At 72.1% G+C, this 16553-nt stretch carries 17 protein-coding genes; 7 read left to right on the top strand and 10 right to left on the bottom strand.

Translation table 11 applies throughout. From position 1 onward, the window contains the following. Window positions 1-14 precede the first annotated feature (14 nt). The 4 genes from DEJ27_RS13915 to nagA all read left to right on the top strand — a co-directional run bounded on the left by DEJ27_RS13915 (window position 15) and on the right by nagA (window position 2843). Window positions 15-227, top strand: a complete 213-nt coding sequence (locus DEJ27_RS13915) for a hypothetical protein (protein ID WP_110861847.1) — start codon at window positions 15-17, stop codon at window positions 225-227. Between the two features lie 176 nt (window positions 228-403). Continuing rightward, entirely contained in the window at window positions 404-1264 is an 861-nt protein-coding gene (gene purU / locus DEJ27_RS13910; protein WP_110861849.1) for a formyltetrahydrofolate deformylase, read from the top strand. Window positions 1265-1272: 8 nt separating this feature from the next. Further along, window positions 1273-1680 (top strand): YrdB family protein, encoded by a 408-nt coding sequence (locus DEJ27_RS13905; RefSeq protein ID WP_111091217.1) that lies wholly within the window; start codon window positions 1273-1275, stop codon window positions 1678-1680. Then, complete coding sequence (nagA, locus tag DEJ27_RS13900; RefSeq protein WP_111091216.1) at window positions 1677-2843, top strand: N-acetylglucosamine-6-phosphate deacetylase; 1167 nt, start codon at window positions 1677-1679, stop codon at window positions 2841-2843. The genes DEJ27_RS13905 and nagA overlap by 4 nt, the downstream gene beginning before the upstream one ends. A gap of 16 nt (window positions 2844-2859) precedes the next feature. On the opposite strand, the gene DEJ27_RS13895 is transcribed toward nagA, so the two are convergent. Together DEJ27_RS13895 and DEJ27_RS13890 are read right to left on the bottom strand one after the other, a co-directional pair. Further along, window positions 2860-5307 (bottom strand): GH92 family glycosyl hydrolase, encoded by a 2448-nt coding sequence (locus DEJ27_RS13895; protein WP_258370367.1) that lies wholly within the window; start codon window positions 5305-5307, stop codon window positions 2860-2862. A gap of 104 nt (window positions 5308-5411) precedes the next feature. Continuing rightward, window positions 5412-5876 carry a hypothetical protein gene (locus DEJ27_RS13890; protein WP_146244704.1) on the bottom strand — a complete coding sequence of 155 codons (465 nt, stop codon included), beginning with the start codon at window positions 5874-5876 and terminating at the stop codon, window positions 5412-5414. A gap of 116 nt (window positions 5877-5992) precedes the next feature. Here DEJ27_RS13890 and DEJ27_RS13885 point away from each other — a divergent pair, with 116 nt between their 5' ends. After that, window positions 5993-7168: a MalY/PatB family protein gene (locus DEJ27_RS13885; RefSeq protein WP_111091213.1), complete on the top strand. Its 1176-nt coding sequence runs from the start codon at window positions 5993-5995 to the stop codon at window positions 7166-7168. A 160-nt stretch (window positions 7169-7328) separates the two neighbouring features. On the opposite strand, the gene nagB is transcribed toward DEJ27_RS13885, so the two are convergent. Beyond that, complete coding sequence (gene nagB, locus DEJ27_RS13880; protein ID WP_111091212.1) at window positions 7329-8114, bottom strand: glucosamine-6-phosphate deaminase; 786 nt, start codon at window positions 8112-8114, stop codon at window positions 7329-7331. A 79-nt stretch (window positions 8115-8193) separates the two neighbouring features. On the opposite strand from nagB, the gene DEJ27_RS13875 reads away from it, so the two are divergent. Continuing rightward, entirely contained in the window at window positions 8194-8673 is a 480-nt protein-coding gene (locus DEJ27_RS13875) for an NUDIX domain-containing protein (RefSeq protein WP_027466654.1), read from the top strand. Between the two features lie 133 nt (window positions 8674-8806). Here DEJ27_RS13875 and DEJ27_RS13870 read toward each other — a convergent pair whose 3' ends face one another. From DEJ27_RS13870 to DEJ27_RS13855, 4 genes are read right to left on the bottom strand one after another with little or no spacing between them, the layout of a single operon-like run. Further along, entirely contained in the window at window positions 8807-9877 is a 1071-nt protein-coding gene (locus DEJ27_RS13870; protein WP_111091211.1) for an ABC transporter ATP-binding protein, read from the bottom strand. After that, the gene (locus DEJ27_RS13865) at window positions 9874-10779 is read right to left on the bottom strand and encodes an ABC transporter permease (protein ID WP_181430166.1); all 906 of its coding nucleotides are present in this window, start codon (window positions 10777-10779) and stop codon (window positions 9874-9876) included. Before DEJ27_RS13865 ends, DEJ27_RS13870 begins: the two co-directional genes overlap by 4 nt. Beyond that, window positions 10776-11735 (bottom strand): ABC transporter permease subunit, encoded by a 960-nt coding sequence (locus tag DEJ27_RS13860; RefSeq protein WP_258370366.1) that lies wholly within the window; start codon window positions 11733-11735, stop codon window positions 10776-10778. The genes DEJ27_RS13865 and DEJ27_RS13860 overlap by 4 nt, the downstream gene beginning before the upstream one ends. A 5-nt stretch (window positions 11736-11740) precedes the next feature. Next, window positions 11741-12886, bottom strand: coding sequence for an ABC transporter substrate-binding protein (locus DEJ27_RS13855; protein WP_110861872.1), 1146 nt, complete (start codon window positions 12884-12886; stop codon window positions 11741-11743). A 184-nt stretch (window positions 12887-13070) separates the two neighbouring features. Here DEJ27_RS13855 and DEJ27_RS13850 point away from each other — a divergent pair, with 184 nt between their 5' ends. After that, window positions 13071-13508 (top strand): YdeI/OmpD-associated family protein, encoded by a 438-nt coding sequence (locus DEJ27_RS13850; protein ID WP_111091208.1) that lies wholly within the window; start codon window positions 13071-13073, stop codon window positions 13506-13508. Between the two features lie 144 nt (window positions 13509-13652). Here the strand turns inward: DEJ27_RS13850 and DEJ27_RS13845 are convergent, their stop codons facing one another. The 3 genes from DEJ27_RS13845 to DEJ27_RS13835 are packed head-to-tail and all read right to left on the bottom strand — an operon-like array spanning window position 13653 to window position 16253. After that, a complete protein-coding gene (locus tag DEJ27_RS13845; RefSeq protein ID WP_071245375.1) occupies window positions 13653-14516 on the bottom strand; it encodes an NAD(P)H-hydrate dehydratase in 864 nt (287 codons plus the stop codon). Further along, the gene (locus tag DEJ27_RS13840) at window positions 14506-15243 is read right to left on the bottom strand and encodes a histidine phosphatase family protein (protein WP_110861876.1); all 738 of its coding nucleotides are present in this window, start codon (window positions 15241-15243) and stop codon (window positions 14506-14508) included. The genes DEJ27_RS13845 and DEJ27_RS13840 overlap by 11 nt, the downstream gene beginning before the upstream one ends. A 50-nt stretch (window positions 15244-15293) precedes the next feature. Beyond that, on the bottom strand, window positions 15294-16253 hold the full coding sequence (locus tag DEJ27_RS13835; protein ID WP_110861878.1) for a hypothetical protein: 960 nt from the start codon (window positions 16251-16253) through the stop codon (window positions 15294-15296). Between the last annotated feature and the right edge of the window lie 300 nt (window positions 16254-16553).

Genomic DNA, 16553 nt, shown 5'->3' with positions numbered 1-16553 from the left:
GTAGCGTCGCAGGCATGACGAACGGCGGCGGGTTCAGCAGCGGCACCAAGGCAGGCGCGGTCTGGAACGTGGTGATCTGCGGAATCCTCTGCGTCGGCATCCCGATCGCGGCGATCGCCAACGCCGACCGGGGTTCCGCGTACGTCGGCATCGGCATCGCCGCGACGGTCCTGGCCCTGTGCATGGAGGTCTACTTCGTCCGCCGCCTGCTCGCGCACCGGCGCTGACGCAGCGGCCTCGCTCCTGGGCGACGCGCGCCTTCCCGTCACGACGTCGTCGCTCCCGACGCCGACGCCTGACGCCGACGACTGACGCTTCGTGAGCAGGAACGGTCGAGTCGCCGCTTCCCACTCGACCGTTCCTGCTCACGAAGCACGTCCCCGGCGGCCGGTACCCTGATCCGGTGACCGACCCGACCCCCACACACTGGACCCTGACGCTCGTCTGCGACGACCAGCCCGGGATCGTGCACGCCGTCTCCGGAGCGATCGTCGCCGCCCAGGGCAACATCACCGAGTCGCAGCAGTTCTCCAGCGCCGACACGAACACGTTCTTCATGCGCCTGCAGGTGATGGCGCCGGTGGACCGCGCCGCCTTCGAGGCAGCGCTCGCCCCCGTCGCCGCCCGCTACGACGCCCGCGTCCAGCTCGACGTCGTCGGTCGTCCGCTGCGCACCCTCGTGCTGGTGTCGAAGGCGGGCCACTGCCTGAACGACCTGCTCTACCGGCAGCGCGGCGGACAGCTGCCGATCGAGGTCCCCCTCGTCCTGTCGAACCACGCGGACCTGTCCGAGCTCGCCGCGTTCTACTCCGTGCCGTTCGAGCACCGCCCGGTCACCGACGCCGAGTCGAAGGAGCAGATGGAGCGACGCGTGCTGCAGGCGGTGGAGGAGCACGACATCGAGCTCGTCGTCCTCGCCCGCTACATGCAGATCCTGTCACCCGAGCTCTGCGCCGCGCTCGAGGGCCGTGCCGTGAACATCCACCACTCGTTCCTGCCCGGCTTCAAGGGCGCGAACCCGTACCGGCAAGCGCACGCACGCGGGGTCAAGCTCATCGGTGCGACCGCGCACTTCGTGACGAGTGACCTCGACGAGGGCCCGATCATCGAGCAGAACGTCGTCCGCGTCGACCACACCAAGGAACCAGCCGAGCTGGTGTCCATCGGGCAGGACGAGGAGTCCCGCACGCTCACCCAGGCGGTGCGCTGGATCGCGGAGGACCGCGTCCTGCTCGACGGCGCCCGCACCATCATCTTCAAGTAGGCAGCACCATGACCAACGCCCCGCAGTCCCCCGTCGACTGGGAATCGGTTCCCGACCCGGCAGCCGTCCGGCAGCCGCGACGGCGGTTCGAGGCCTGGATGGTCCTGCGGATCGCCGTGATGGTGTTCGGCCTGCTGTCCCTGGCCTTCTGGGGCTACTGGTCGTGGCAGCTCCCGCTCCCCGGCTACCTGTTCGTGGTCGGCGCCCCGCTGTTCGCCGCGGTCGTCTGGTACTTCTTCCGGTCGCCGCGGTCCCCGATCGAGACCGACATCGTCGGCAAGACCATCGTCGAGGTCGCCCTGGTCGTCGCCGCAGGCGCGACCTGGATCTCCATCGGTCACCCGGTCGTCGGGATCGTCTTCATCGTGATCGCCGCTCTGAGCGGCGTGATCGCGTTCCGCAAGGAGACCGCATGAGCGCCACGGGCCTCCAGACCGGCCAGGAGGCCCGGCGCACGCTGGTCCGCGCAGCCCGCGTCGTCGACGCGGCCGGCACCACGGCCGACGGCTGGGTCCTGGTCGTCGGCGACACGATCCACGCGACCGGCTCCGGCCCCGAGGCCCCCGCGGCCGACCGGGTCGTCGACCTGGGCGACGGGGTCCTGACGCCCGGCTTCGTGGACCTGCACGGGCACGGTGGGGCGACCGAGGCGTACGAGGACGACTCGTTCGACCGTTCGCTCGAGATGCACCGTTCGCACGGCACGACCCGCTCCGTCCTGTCGCTCGTCGCGAACCCGGTGCCCGCCCTCGCGGCGTCGCTGGCGCGCGTCCGCGCCGTGATGGCGACCGACCCGCTCGTGCTCGGTGTGCACCTGGAGGGACCGTTCCTGTCCCCGCACAACAAGGGTGCGCACAACGAGTCGTTCCTGATCGATCCGACGCCCGCCGCGGTCGACGCGCTGCTCGGAGCGGGCGAGGGCGTCCTCCGCCAGGTCACGATCGCGCCCGAGCTGCCCGGAGCCCTCGACGCCGTCCGTCGGTTCGTCGCGGCCGGCGTCACGGTCGCCGTCGGCCACACGGTCGGGTCCTACGACCAGGCCCGCGCCGCCTTCGACGCCGGGGCGACGATCCTGACCCACGCGTGCAACGCGATGCCCGGGCTGCACCACCGCGCACCGGGGCCGATCGGCGCTGCCGTGGCGGACGACCGCGTGACGCTCGAGCTCATCCTGGACGGCGTGCACGTGCACCCGGTCGTGGCGGACACGCTCTTCCGGGCGGCACCGGGTCGTGTGGCGCTGATCACCGATGCGATGGGTGCCGCCGGCGCTGCGGACGGCTCGTACCGGCTCGGGTCGCTCGACGTCACGGTGACCGACGGGGTCGCGCACGTCGCGGGGACCGAGACCATCGCGGGGTCGACGCTGACGCAGGACGTGGCGCTCCGCAACGCGGTCTCGCTCGCCGGGCGGACCCTGCCCGAGGCGGTGGCGGCGCTGACGAGCGTGCCGGCCGCGGCGCTCGGGCTCGGCGACCGCCTGGGTCGGCTGGCGCCGGGGTTCGCCGCGGACCTCGTGGCGCTGTCGCCGTCGCTCGAGGTGCAGCGTGTGTGGGGCGGCGGGCGCGAGCTGCGCTGAGGCGCGCAGCGTGTGTTCACCGGTCGATCGGCCGCCCCCGCTCGCCGCTCGCCCAACCCGTGTCCGCCGTGTCCCCGACCCGGAGCGACAGCGTGCCGCCCCGCGTCACGAACGACGCCGGTACCCATGACTGCTCGAGGGTCCGCCCGTTCAACCGGGCTCCCTGCACGTACGGCTCGGTCCCGGTTGATCGGATGACGATCCGCTCGCCGCTTGCGCGCCGGATGTCGACCGTGCTGAACGTCGGGCTGCCGATGAGCATCTCCGCTCGCCCGGGCGTCTGCGGGAACAGGCCGATCGAGGCGAAGACGTACCAGGCGCTCATCGTGCCGAGGTCGTCGTTGCCCGGCAGGCCGCCCGGGCCGGTCGAGTAGGCGTCGTCCACGACCTGCCGCACGGTCTCCTGCGTCTTCCAGGGCTTGCCGAGCGCGTTGTACATCCACGGCGTGTGGATGTCGGGCTCGTTCGTCGGGTCGAACTTTGTCGCGTCGCCGCCCGTGACGGCCCAGTTGCCCGAGGCGTCGTGGAAGAAGTCGTCGAGCCGTGCGACCGCGGCGTCGTCACCGCCGAGCGCGCTCGACAGCCCCTGCACGTCCTGCGGCACGAGCCAGGTGTACTGCGCGCTGGTGCCCTGCGCGAAGCCGGTCCCCGTCGACGGCGACCAGCCCGGCGTCCACGAGCCGTCGGCCTGCCGCGCGGCCTGGTACCCGACGGCGGCGTTGAAGGTGTTCTTCCAGTAGGTCCCCCGCTCGGCGAACATCCGGGCGTCGGAGCGGAGCCCCATCGCCCCCGCCCAGTACCCGAGCGCACTGTCGGAGATCGAGTCCTCGAGGGTCTCGGCCGCTCCACCCCAGCAGGAGCAGTCGTCGTTCGCCGCGTACTGCCGCTCCAGGTACTCGTCGAGTGCGGGGCGCTGCGCCAGGCACTGCCCCGGGCACCCGATGTCGCTCTCGGCGTCCGCGTTCTCGACCGTCGCCTGGCGTTTGAGCGAGGCGTAGGCGGCCCGGACGTCGAAGTTCCGGACCCCCATGGCGTACCAGGTGGCGAGCGTCGCGGCCGAGGGGTCGCCGGTCATCACGTGCGTCGGTGCACCGAGGTGCAGCCACCGGTCCCACACGCCGCCGTTCTGCTCGGCGAACCGGAGCATCGACTGCGCCATGTCCCCGGCGACGTCCGGCCGCAGCAGCGCGAGCAGCTGGATCTGCGCCCGGTACTGGTCCCACCCGGAGTACGTGCCGTAGACGGCCCGGTGTCCGCGGTCCATCCGGTGCACCCGCAGGTCCGGCCCGAGGTAGCGCCCGTCGCGGTCGTTCAGCGTGTTCGGCTGCATGAGTGCGTGGTAGACCGACGTGTACAGCTGGGTGGTCCGGTCCGCCGTGCCGCCGCCGACGCGCAGGCGCGACAGTTCACGGTTCCAGGAGGCCCGTGTGGCGGCCGCCACGCTGGCGACGGTTGATCGCTTGGTCACCTCGCCGTCACGGTTGGCGACCGCTCCGGCCGCGCTCACGTACGAGATGCCGATCTTCGCCTGCACCGTCGCTCCGCGACGCGCGTCGAACCCGACCCACGCGCCGGAGCCGCGACCGGCGCGGTCGGCGCCGGTCAGGTAACCCTCCCCACCGGAGGAGGACGTGCCTCCAGGCTGGACCGTGCCGTCCTTCCAGGTACCGGTGCTCGCGAACGCCGTGTCGAAGGTCGCGGTGAAGTAGAGGCGGTAGTAGCTGCGGCGGTCCGGGTTGGTGGCGCCGCCGCCGTTCGCACGGCGGCTGCAGAAGCCGCCCGTCAGGACGCTGCCGCTGACCGTGCGGGTGCGGGGGTCGACGCTGGTGATCGCGGCCTCGCTGCCGTTGATCGAGTTCGAGGTCCGGAACAGCAGGTTCGCGTCCTTGCCGGCCGGGAACGTGAACGCGCCGACGCCGGCACGCGTGGTGACGGCGAGGTCGGTGCGGACGCCGTTGTCGAGCGTGACGCCGTAGCGGCCGGGGCTCGCGGACTCCTGGTCGTGGGAGTACCCGGCGGCGTAGACGGCGTCCTTCGCGTCGGCCGACGGCGAGGTCGTGACCGGGGTCGTGACCGGCATGATCGGCACGTCCCCGGCAGCACCCGGAGCACACCCGGCCCCGTTGAGGTGCGTCAGGCTGAAGCCGCGCAGCCGGTTCACGTCGTACGAGTAGCCGTTCGCGACCGGGGTCGAGGTCTGATCGCCCGCGGTACCGGTGGGACTCCACTGCACCATGCCGAACGGCGCGGTGGCCCCTGGCCAGGTGTTGCCGTTGTTGCTCGTGCCGATGAAGGGGTCGACGTACCGAGCCGGATCGGTCACGGTCGGTCCGGCCTGCGTCGACGGCGAGGCCACCGCCGGCGCGGCGACGATCCCCGTGCCCAGCAGTGCGGCGATCGTGGCCACCGCGGCGAGCGGGAGCGGACGGACGAGCGGGCGACGGTGCACGCGAGATCGGTTCACGTTCGTGACGCTAGCCCCCTCGGACGGGGGATGCCGCTTTCGTCACCGAGCGCTCTCCCGCTGTTCACGTCGGGTTCGGCGACGGGCTCCGTACGGGCTCGGGGTCAGCCGCCGTACTCCGCACAGTCGTCCGTGCCGCTGAAGCAGGCCGGAACGTGGCGATCCCGCCCGGGGTCGCTGTCCGTCTGGTTCCAGCGCCCCTGCGGGACGGCGAGCACGTACGCGGCGACGAGCACGATCGGTGCCGTGACGAGGGCGGTCACCACGACGCCGGTGCGCCCCGTCCGGACGTCGAACAACACGGCGACGAAGAAGGCGACGGGCCCGAGGACGAGCAGGAACTCGTAGGTGTGGACCGCACCGGGACTCTCGACGTTGTCCCCGAACAGGCGCAGCGTCGAGACGATCGTGGCGAACATCGCGACGGGAACGACGCAGAGCACCAACACCGCGGCGAGCGCGACGCGGCGCTCCCCCCGGGCACCGCGGCCCCTCCGGCGCTCCCGCTCGAGCCGCGCGTACTCCGAACCCACCGGGTCGTCCGTCGCTGCGTCGTCCACCCCCACCATCGGGCGAGTGTCGCACGGAACGGTGCCGACCGGTACGTCGAGGTGCTGCTGGCGGGGCTCCGCCCGGCCTGACCACCACCCTCGCGCCCGGCGGGGCTCGCTGTCAGGATGGGCGCATGAGCGTCATGGTGTCCGTTTTCGATGCGTACCGGTCCCGCACGAGCGAGAAGTACACGGCCTTCCCGCCGGACGTGCTCCCCATGTTCGTCGCCGAGATGGACAGCATGCTCGCCGAGCCGATCCGCGACGCCCTGGTCACCGCGGTGACGAACGGCGACACCGGGTACGTCGGGCACGGGCGGGCACTGCCCGAGGCGTTCGCCGACTTCGCCGAGAGCCGGTGGGCATGGCGGGTCGACCCCGATCTCGTCCGCACCACCACGGACGTGTCGGTCGCGGCGGTCGAGGTGCTGCGCCGGGTCATCGAGCCGGGTGACCAGGTGGTCATCATGCCGCCCGTGTACCCGCCGTTCTGGGAGTACGTGTCCGAGGCCGGCGGCACCGTCACCGAGGTCCCGCTGCTCGCACCAGCCGGTCCCGCCGACCCCTTCGACACCACGGCCGGCTGGCGGATGGACCTGGACGGCCTCGCGCAGGCGTTCGCCGACGGAGCCCGCACGGTGCTGCTCTGCAACCCGCACAACCCCCTCGGCCTGGTGCACGACCGTGCTTCCCTCGTCGCGCTCGCCCAGCTCGCCGCCGAGTGGGACGCCGTCGTGGTGTCGGACGAGATCCACGCGCCGCTCGTGCACGCCGACGCGGTGTTCACCCCGTTCCTGGAGTCCTGCCCCGAGGCCGCATCGCTCGGCGTCGCCCTGACGAGTGCGAGCAAGGCCTGGAACCTCGCCGGCACGAAGTGCGCGATGATGATCGGCGCCTCGGAGCGGGCCCGCGGCTGGTTCGACGGCCTGCCGACCGAGGTCGTCGAGCGCACCGGCATCCTCGGCTACACCGCGAGCGTCGCGGCCTTCAGCGAGGGCGGGCCGTGGCTGGCGTCACTGCTCACCGAGCTCGCCGCGAACCGACGCACCCTGGCCGAGCGCATCGGCGGCGTGCTGCCCGGCGCCGAGTACCGGCAGCCGCAGGCGTCGTACCTGGCGTGGCTCGACCTGCGGGCGCTGCCGTGGGGCGACGACCCCGCGGCGGAGCTCGTCGACCGGGCGAAGGTGGCGCTCGGCTCCGGCCCGGCGTTCGGACGGCAGGGCCGGGGCTTCGCGCGGCTGAACTTCGGGTGCTCGGCGGAGACCCTCGACGAGGCGCTCAGCCGCCTCGCCGCAGCCGCGCGCGCCTGAACACCGGACCTGGCCGGAAGACGCCGGCGTGCGCGTGCGACGCCCTGCAGCCATCGACACGCCCCCGAATTCGGCGGCGTGTCAGTGCTCGGGCGGCGTCTGAGCAAGACGCCGGCGTCTGACCAAGACGGCGGCGTCTGAGCAAGACGCCGGCGGCGGCCTACTCGAACCGCTGCCAGGCCGGCTTGTTCGCGTAGGTGTAGCGGTAGTAGTCGGCGAGTTGCAGCCCGGCGGCGGCTTCCTCATCGACGACGACGGTCGCGTGCTCGTGCAGCTGCAGGGCCGAGCCGGGCACGAAGGAGCTGAGCGGCCCCTCGACCGCAGCGGCGACGGCCGCCGCCTTCGTCGGGCCCTGGGCGACGAGGACGAGCTCGCGGGCCTCGAGGATGGTGCCGAGCCCCTGCGTCATGCAGTGCGTCGGGACCTGCTCGGGCGAGTCGAAGAAGCGCGCGTTGGCGTCACGGGTCGACGGTGCGAGGGTCTTGATGCGGGTGCGCGAGGCGAACGACGAGGTCGGCTCGTTGAACCCGATGTGGCCGTTGGCCCCGATGCCGAGGATCTGCACGTCGATCCCACCGGCGGCACGGATCGCGGCGTCGTACTCCTTGGCCGCGAACTCCAGGTCGGCGGCACGGCCGTCCGGCACCCGCACGCGCGACGCGTCGAAGCCGAGGGGCGCCACGACGTCGCGGGCGATCACGGCCGCGTAGGACTCGGGGTGCTCGAGCGGGATGCCGACGTACTCGTCGAGGGCGAACCCACGGGCCTCGGCGAACGAGATCTCGCCCGCCTGCACCCGGCGCTGCAGGTCGGTGTAGATGCCCTGCGGGCTGGATCCGGTGGCGAGACCGATGACGGCGGACGGCTTCTTGGCGACGACGGACGCGATCTTGGCCGCGGCGACGCGACCGACCTCGTCCGGCGTGGGCAGGATGATGATCTCCACACACCCAGCCTACTGGTCATGACCAGTCTGCGACAGGGGGCGTGTGGGTAGCGTGGGGGCGTGTGGGTAGCGTGGGGGCATGCCGACCCCCGACTTCGTCCTGTCCCTGCGCGAGAAGATCGGCACGGCGCCGCTCTGGCTGTCGGGCGTGAGCGCGATCGTGACGCGCGGCTCCGGCGCCGAGCGCGAACTGCTCGTGGTGCGACGGGCCGACACGGGTGCCTACACCCCGGTCACCGGGATCGTCGACCCGGGCGAGGAACCCGCCGTGGCCGCCGAACGCGAGGTCCTCGAGGAAGCCGACGTCGTCGCCGTCGCCGAACGCCTGGCCTGGGTGCAGGTGCTGCCCGAGATGACCTACCCGAACGGCGACCGGTCGCAGTACCTCGACCTGGTCTTCGCCTGCCGGTACGTCTCCGGGACGCCGAACCCCGCCGACGGCGAGAACACCGAGGCGTTCTGGGCTCGGCTCGACGCCCTGCCCGACATGTCGGAGAACATGCGGGCACGCGTCGAGGCCGGGCTGGCGGACGAGCGCGAGGCGCGCTTCCAGCGCTGACCCCACCGGCCTGGAGGCGCGGTGCCAGGCCGCCACGGGCCTCCCGTCCGCGTCCCCCGACGTTTCGTGCACAGCGACAGTCCACGCATCTGGTCGCGCGTGGACTGTCGCGCAGCGCGAAACGTCGTCGCGACTACACGAGCGGCGCGACCGCCACAGGTGCGCCGAGCAGGCGCACGGCGACGGGGTCGCCGGTGGCCCGGCGGTCGCCGACCTCGTGCTGGACGGTCACGACGGTGTCGTCGTCCAGGCGGACGGTGGTGCGGCGGATCGACCCGAGGAAGCTCGAGGTGACGACGGTGCCGGTGATGCCCTCGGGGGCGAAGGCGATGTCCTCCGGCCGGACGTAGGCGAGCACCGGGCCGTCCGGAGCCGAGGAGTCGAGGGCAGGCACCCGGAACCCGTACACGAAGACGTCGCCCCCGCGCAGGTCGCCCTGCAGCCGGTTCGACTGACCGACGAAGTCCGCGGTGAAGGCCGACGACGGGGTGCGGTAGAGCTCCTCGGGCGTGCCGATCTGCTCGATGTCGCCCGCCTGCATCACGGCGATCCGGTCGGAGACGGCGAGCGCTTCCTCCTGGTCGTGCGTCACGAACACCGTGGTGATGCCGAGGTCGCTCTGGATGCGGCGGATCTCGTCGCGCAGCGAGACCCGGACCTTCGCGTCCAGGGCCGACAGCGGCTCGTCGAGCAGGAGCACCCGCGGGCGGGTGACCAGGGCACGGGCCAGGGCGACGCGCTGCTGCTGCCCACCGGAGAGCTGGTGCGGGTAGCGCTCGGCGAACTCGCCGAGGTGGACCATGTCGAGGGCCTCGACCACGCGGCTCCTGCGTTCGGCGGCGGGGACCCGGCGCATCTCGAGGCCGAAGGCGACGTTCTGCCGGACCGTCATGTGCGGGAACAGCGAGTACTGCTGGAACACCATGCCGATGTCGCGCTTGTTGACCGGGGTGTCGGCGACGTCCTGGCCGTCGATGCGGATGGAGCCGGCGTCGATCGCCTCAAGACCCGCGAGCGCGCGGAGCGCCGTCGTCTTGCCGCAGCCGGACGGGCCGAGCAGCGAGACGAACTCCCCCGGCTCGACACGGAGGGACAGTCCCGCGAGCGCCCGGTGTGCGCCGTAGTGCTTCTCGACGGCGTGGAGTTCGACGACGGCACCGGTGGTGGCGAGGGACGCCGGGGCTGCCGGAGCGGTGACGGTCATGCGGACTCCTGGTTGCGGGGACGACGGGTGGTGCGGGTGCGGCGGGCTCGGCCCGTGCGACGGGTCCCGATGCGGCCGATGAGGACGAGCAGCACGAAGCCGAACACGAGCGCGGCGACCGAGAAGATCGCGGCGACGTACGGGTCGGTCCCCTGCACGAGCACGAGCCCGGTCTGGAACGTGCTGCGGGAGAGGAACGCGGCGAGGGTGTACTCGCCGAGGACGACGGTGATCGTGAGGAAGCACGCGGCGGTGATGCCCCGGCGCAGGTTCGGCAGGAGCACACGCCAGGTGACGGTCCACCACGAGGCACCGAGCGAGCGGGCCGCCTCGGACAGGACGATCAGGTCCATCGCGGTGATGGCGGCAGCGATCGGGCGGAACGCGAACGGCAGCGTGACGATGCCGATCGCGAACGCCAGCGTCCAGGCGCCGGAGCCGAAGACCTGCGAGACCACCTGGTACACGGGGATGAACCCGACGACGAGCACCACGACCGGCACGGTGATCGGCACGATGCAGACGAACTCCAGGATGCGTCGGAGCCTCGGGTAGCGGAGCGCGGTGATGATCTGGGCAGGCAGCAGCACGAGCAGCACGATCCCGACGGTGATCACGGCGATGAGCAGCGACGCCCCGAGCCCGTCGAACACGGGCTGGTAGGTGAACGCGTTGACCGGGTCGCCGATCGCCGCCCAGTGCGCGAAGGTCAGGCCGCCGTCGGTGCCCTGCCGGAACGTGAACTGCAGCAGGGCGACCAGCGGGACGGCGAACAGCAGCCCGATCACGGTGAGCACGGTCACCGCCGCACCACGGGACGGCGCCGTGCCGAAGCGGCGGACGCGGGACGGGCCTCCGAGCCGAACAGGCTGCGCCGGGCGGACCGGGGCCGCCGCGCTCATCGCTGCCACCTGGCGGCTCGGCGCTGCAGCAGCGAGTAGGCGCCCATCACGACCGCCATCACGAGGACCATGCCGAACGCGAGCACCCCGGCGACGTTCTGCAAGCCGACGAGCGTCTCGCTGGTGAGCTGCGTGCGGATCGTGAGCGGCACGATGCCGCCCTGCGAGATGAGGGCCGCAGCGGTGGCGAACGACGAGAAGCCGTTCGCGAAGAGCAGCAGGAGCGACCCCCAGAACGCCGGCGCCAGGACCGGCAACGCGATCCGGCGCCAGTACGTCAGGCGCGAGGCGCCGAGGGTCGCGGCGGCCTCGCCCCACTGGACCTTGACGCCCTCGAGTGCGGGCATGAACGTGAGGACCATGAGCGGCACCTGGAAGTAGACGTAGGGGATCACGAGCCCGGGCACGGTGTACAGGAAGGCGCCGTCCGCGTTGAGGTCGACGTGGAAGACCGTGACCAACCACGTCGTGACGAGTCCCTGCACGCCGATCGTGGCGATGAACGCGAACGCGAGCATGACGCCGCCGAACTGGGCGAGGACGCTCGCCGCCGAGTCGATCATCGACCGGACCAGCCCGTCCGGCCGCAGTGCCGAGAGCGCCCAGCAGACGACCGCGCCGAGCACGGCACCGATGACCGCGGAGGCGGCGGACAGGCCGAACGACCCGCCGAACGCCCGCAGCACGGACGGGTCGGCGAAGGCCGCGAGGTTCGCGAACGTGAACGCTCCGGAGCCGTCGAAGAAGCCACTGCCGATCGCGATCACGGCGGGGACGGCGAGGAACAGCAGGACGTAGGCGGCGAAGGGCGTCAGCCCCAGCCAGGCGAGGCCGACGCGACGCCGGACACGGGGTCCGGCGCCGCGACGGACGGCATCGGCGGGCGCGGGCGCGGACGCCGGGCGCACGGTGCTCGGAGCGCTCGCCGCGGGCGCGTCTGCCGATGCGGTGGTCATGCTGCTCAGGACCCCATCGTCGAGGACCACTTGGCCTTGAGCACCTTCGCGGCGTCGGCGACCTGCGCGTCGGTCAGCTCGACGTAGTCCTTCGGCGCGCCACCGGCGGCGTCGAGGGCGTCCTGGTCGACCTTGCCGGACTTCTCCATCGCCGACAGGGTGGCGGGGAAGGCGCCGGCCTGCAGGTACAGGTTCTGGGCCTCCGGGCTGGCGATGTACTCCTGCCACAGGCGCGCGGCCGCGGGGTGCGGAGCGTCCTTGGTGATGGCCTGCGAGTAGTACGAGCCGAGCGCCTGCCCCTCGGGGACGACGGTCTTCCAGTCCTTGTTGCCCGATCCACCGGCGGCGGGGCCCCAGGCCAGGTTGTTGTAGGACCACTGGATGACGACCGGGGTCTCACCCGAGGCGACCGTGGCCTGCGTCGGCAGCACGTTCTGGAAGTTGCCGGCCTTCTTCAGGTCGCCGAAGTAGTCGACGCCCTTCGTGATGTCGTCGGCCGAGCCGCCGTTCTCGAGCGCCGCCAGGTACACGGCAGAGGCGGCCTGGTTGGCCTGCGTCGGGTCGCCCGCGATCGAGACCTTGCCCTTGTACTCGCTGCCGAGCAGGTCCTGCAGGTCCTTCGGGGCGTCGGAGATCTTCGACGAGTCGTACCCGATCGACATCAGGCCGGTGTAGTCACGCGTCCACGCGCCGTCCTTCTCCTTCAGGTCGGTGGGGATGTCGTCCCAGTTCGCGACCTTGTAGTCGGCGAGCAGGTCGAGGTTCTCCTGCAGCACCGCGTTGCCGAGGTCGAGCACGTCGGGCGCGGTGGACTGGCCCTTCTGCGACTTCACCGCGGCGACCTCGTCGGCACTCGAGCCGTTCGGGTTCGCGGAGTTGATCTTGATGCCGTACTTCTTCGTGAAGCCGTCGATGATCTTGCCGTAGTTGGCCCACGACGGCGGCAGCGCGATGACGTTCAGCTGGCCCTCGGCCTTGGCTGCCTTGACGAGGGCGTCCATGCCGCCGGCGGTCTCGGCACTGGTGGCGGTCTTCCAGTCGGCGTCGCCGTCGGAGCCGGCGGTCGCGGAGCTCGTCGCCGAGCATCCGGCGAGGGTGACGATCGCTGCGGCGGCCAGGGCGATGCCGGCCAGGGTGCGCTTGTGCTGCACGGGTGGGCCTTTCGGGTGGGGGAAGGTGCTGAGGTGACCGGGGGTCCGGGTTCTGGTCGATCGTGGACGCGGCCGGTTTCCGGCCCGTGCTCCCGTGGTGAACGGCGGCGGAACAGCGGGTGCGGCTGTACGATTTGCTCGTTCTGGGCGCATGGTCGCGCCCACATCAGGCCTGGAGGCACGGATGCGGTTCACGACGACGGTCCTGCAAGCACGGAAGACGGCGACCGGACTCCCCGTCCCGGAGTCCGTCATCGAGGCGCTCGGATCGGGCAAGCGCCCCGCGGTGGTCGTCACGATCAACCGGGGCTACACCTACCGCTCCACCGTCGGGGTCATGAACGAGCAGTTCCTGGTGCCGCTGTCAGCCTCGCACCGCGAGGCCGCCGGCATCGCCGCCGGGGACACCGTCGAGGTCGCACTCGAGGTCGACACCCTGCCCCGGACCGTCGACCTGCCGGAGGACCTGGCCGCCGCGCTGCAGGAGGCCGGCGTGCGTGCGGCGTTCGACACCCTCTCGAACTCGCGGCAGCGGGCACTCGCCGACCCCGTCACGCAGGCGAAGGCCCCGGAGACCCGGGCACGGCGGATCGAGAAGGCCGTGGAGTCCCTGCAGGGGTAGTGCCGTGGGGCGAGTGGCGGGCGGCGGGCGGCCTGGTCGTTTCGGGCGTACCAGGTCGTTTCGGGCGTACCCGGTCGGAAGTTCTCGGCAGGTACGCCCGGAAGCACCAGGTATCGCGGGCGTTCTGGGAAAGAACGGGCGGGCTCAGGCCCCCAGCTCGACCAGGACCCGCGGGATCTCGGTCACGAGTTCGCTCGCCAGGTACCCGAGCGGCCCGACCTGCACCGCGAGTCGGTCGCCTGCGGCAGCGTGCACGTAGGACGCCCACGCCACGGCCTGTGCCGGATCGGCGCCGCGGGCGAGCAGGCCGGTGACCGCTCCGGACAGCACGTCCCCACTGCCACTCGTGCCGAGACCGCCGGAGCCGGTGCCCTTGAGCCACGCCCGACCCTGCGGTGTGGCGATGGCGTCACCGAGGGCCACGACCGCGCCGAACCGGTTCGCGATCGCCACGGCGTCGGCCACGTCGTCGTCGCTGCACTCCCGCCCGAGCAGGCGTTCGGCCTCGCCGGAGTTCGGCGTCATCACGAGCCGTCCCCGCAGCGGTTCCAGGCGGTCCCGCACGTCGGCGGCCACCCCGAGGGCGAAGGCGTCGAGCACGACGGTGGTGTGCGGACCAACGACGTCGGCGAGTCCGGCCACGAGGTCACGGGAACCGTCCGGCTCGTCGAGCCCCGGCCCGACCAGCACGGCGTCGGCACTCGATGCGCTGTCGGCGATGCCCTCGATCGCACCGACGGCGATGTGTCCGTCCTGGTCCTCGTCGAGGGGTTCGACCCCGGACTCGGGCACGGCGACCGCGACCTCGTTCGCGACGCTCCGGCCGACCGCCAGGGTGAGACGACCGGCGCCGACCCGGAGTGCGGCGAGCGCGGAGAGCATCGCTGCGCCGGGGGTCCGAGCGGCGCCGCCGACGATGAGCACCTGCCCGCGGCCGTACTTGCCGGCACCGGGTTCGGGCAGTGGCCAGTCCCGCAGGAAGTTCGGGGTGACGGGTTCAGTGGACATGTTCGTCGTCCTTCCGGCCGGTGTGCTGGGTGACCTCGTCGTCGTCCAGGTGTCCGACGGAGGAGAACTCCTCGAGCACCCACGGCGATCCGGCGTCGCGACGGAGTCGGGTGAGGGAGGCGTTCGCGACGGCGTGGGTCCGGGCGAACTCCATGAGCGCCGGCTCGTCGAGGTCGAGGCACACCGCGACGACGAGCATCACGACGGCGTCGTGCGCGGCGATCACCAGGCGCTCGGCACCTTCGACCCGCTCGACGTCGCCGAGGAGCGACCGGAGCCGGAGCATCACGTCCGCCCACGACTCCCCGCCCGCAGGCCGGTGGTAGTACTTGCCGAGCCACTGCCGGCGGCGTTCCTCGTCCGGGTACCGGTTGCGGACGCCCTGCATGGTCAGCAGATCGAGGACGCCCAGTTCGCGGTCGCGCAGCCGCTCGTCCACCCGCTTCTCGGGTTCGGCGAGGCCGGCTGCCTCGAACGCGATCGCGATGGTCTGCTGTGCACGGAGGTACGGCGACACCCACAGCGCGACGGGGACGTCGTCGATCCCGCGGTCGGCGAGCTCCTGCCCGAGGGCGCGAGACTGATCGGTGCCGAGCGGGCTGAGCGGGACGTCGGCGTCCCGGAACTCGACGTCGATGGCGTCGTCTCCCGCTGCTTCGGCCCGGGCCGCTGCGACGTTCGCGACCGATTCGCCGTGACGGACGAGCCAGATCTCCTGCACTGCCATGCCGCCACGCTAGCCAGAGCGTGCTGTGCCGGTTCACCGGTGCCGAACGGTCACCCCGTGCGGCGTCGAGCGCTCCGGACCGGGCGGACCGCGCACGGGAGCCCCGCCGCCCGGAGTCGCAGCGCCAGCGCATCGAGGTCGAAGAGGTCTCGCCACTCGAGCCGGATGATCGTCCGGACACCCGGCACGGTGAGCAATCGACCGTGCCGCCGCTTCTCGTCGAGGAACACCTCGGTCGGGCTCCGGCCGCCCAGGTAGCGCTCCTGGGAGTACTTGGCCCGTCCGTCGATCTCGACGATGACCCCGTGGTCCGGGAACCAGAAGTCGACCGCGGACCGACGGCCGTCCACGACGAACTCCTGCTGCAGCACCGGCTCGGGCAGCCCGAGCTCCCGGAACACGACCCGAGCGAGCGACTCGGCCGGCGACCCGGAGCGACCGTCGGCCAGGTCGAGCACCTGCTGCGCCAGGGCTCGGGCGCGGGCCTTCGGAGGAACCGCTCGTCGGAGGTCGGTGTCGTCGAACCCACGTCGCAGCGCGGCGTCCGCGATGACGACGCCCGCCCGCAGGTCGCCGGACATCGCGATGTCGACGACGGTCCGGGGGACGGAGGTGACGGCGATCGCACCGACTGCGACCCGTTCGCCCCGGCCGACGGGTCTCGTGTGCAGGATCAGCTCGGCGCTCCTGCCCCGGTACATCGACTCCGGAACCGTCGCGTGCACCGGGACGTCCCACCCGCCGAGCGCCGGGAGCCCGTGCAGGGCCGCAGCGGACAGGTGCGACGCCGTCGCCCGAGTGCCGAGCCGACCGAGCCGCGCGAAGACTCGGGTGACGTACCGCTGACGAGGCCCGGCGGCGTCCCACGCGGCGCCGTCGACGAAGGCGTTCGGTCCGACCCGGACCAGGCGGCCGACCCCCTGCGTCCGGGTTCGGCGGCGCAGGGTGGTGGCGTCGAGGCCGGCCTCGTGCATGGCGGAGGCTCGGAGGATGGGCAGCGACTCGTTCATGCACGTGACGATGCCCGCTCAGCCACCCGCTCCTGGGGCCGATCTCGGGAACTGTGGACGGGCCTCCAGGCCTGGGCGGTTGTGGAGGGGAGACGTTCCTTCCCAGAACGCGCGCGATGCCAAGCGGGATCGGGCGTACCTGGCCGGGAATTCCGACCAGGTACGCCCGATTCGACCAGGTACGCCCGATTCGACCAGGTACGCCCGATTCGACCCGGCGCAGTGTCGGCGGCTCCCGGCGGGCTGCCCGTTCTTTCCCAGAACGCGCGCGATGGCTGGTGGATTCGGGCGTACCGGGGC

The sequence above is a fragment of the Curtobacterium sp. MCPF17_018 genome (assembly GCF_003234135.1).
Classification (GTDB): domain Bacteria; phylum Actinomycetota; class Actinomycetes; order Actinomycetales; family Microbacteriaceae; genus Curtobacterium; species Curtobacterium flaccumfaciens.
Note: the sequence above shows the minus strand (reverse complement) of the source record. Positions and strands in the feature narration are given on the sequence as shown.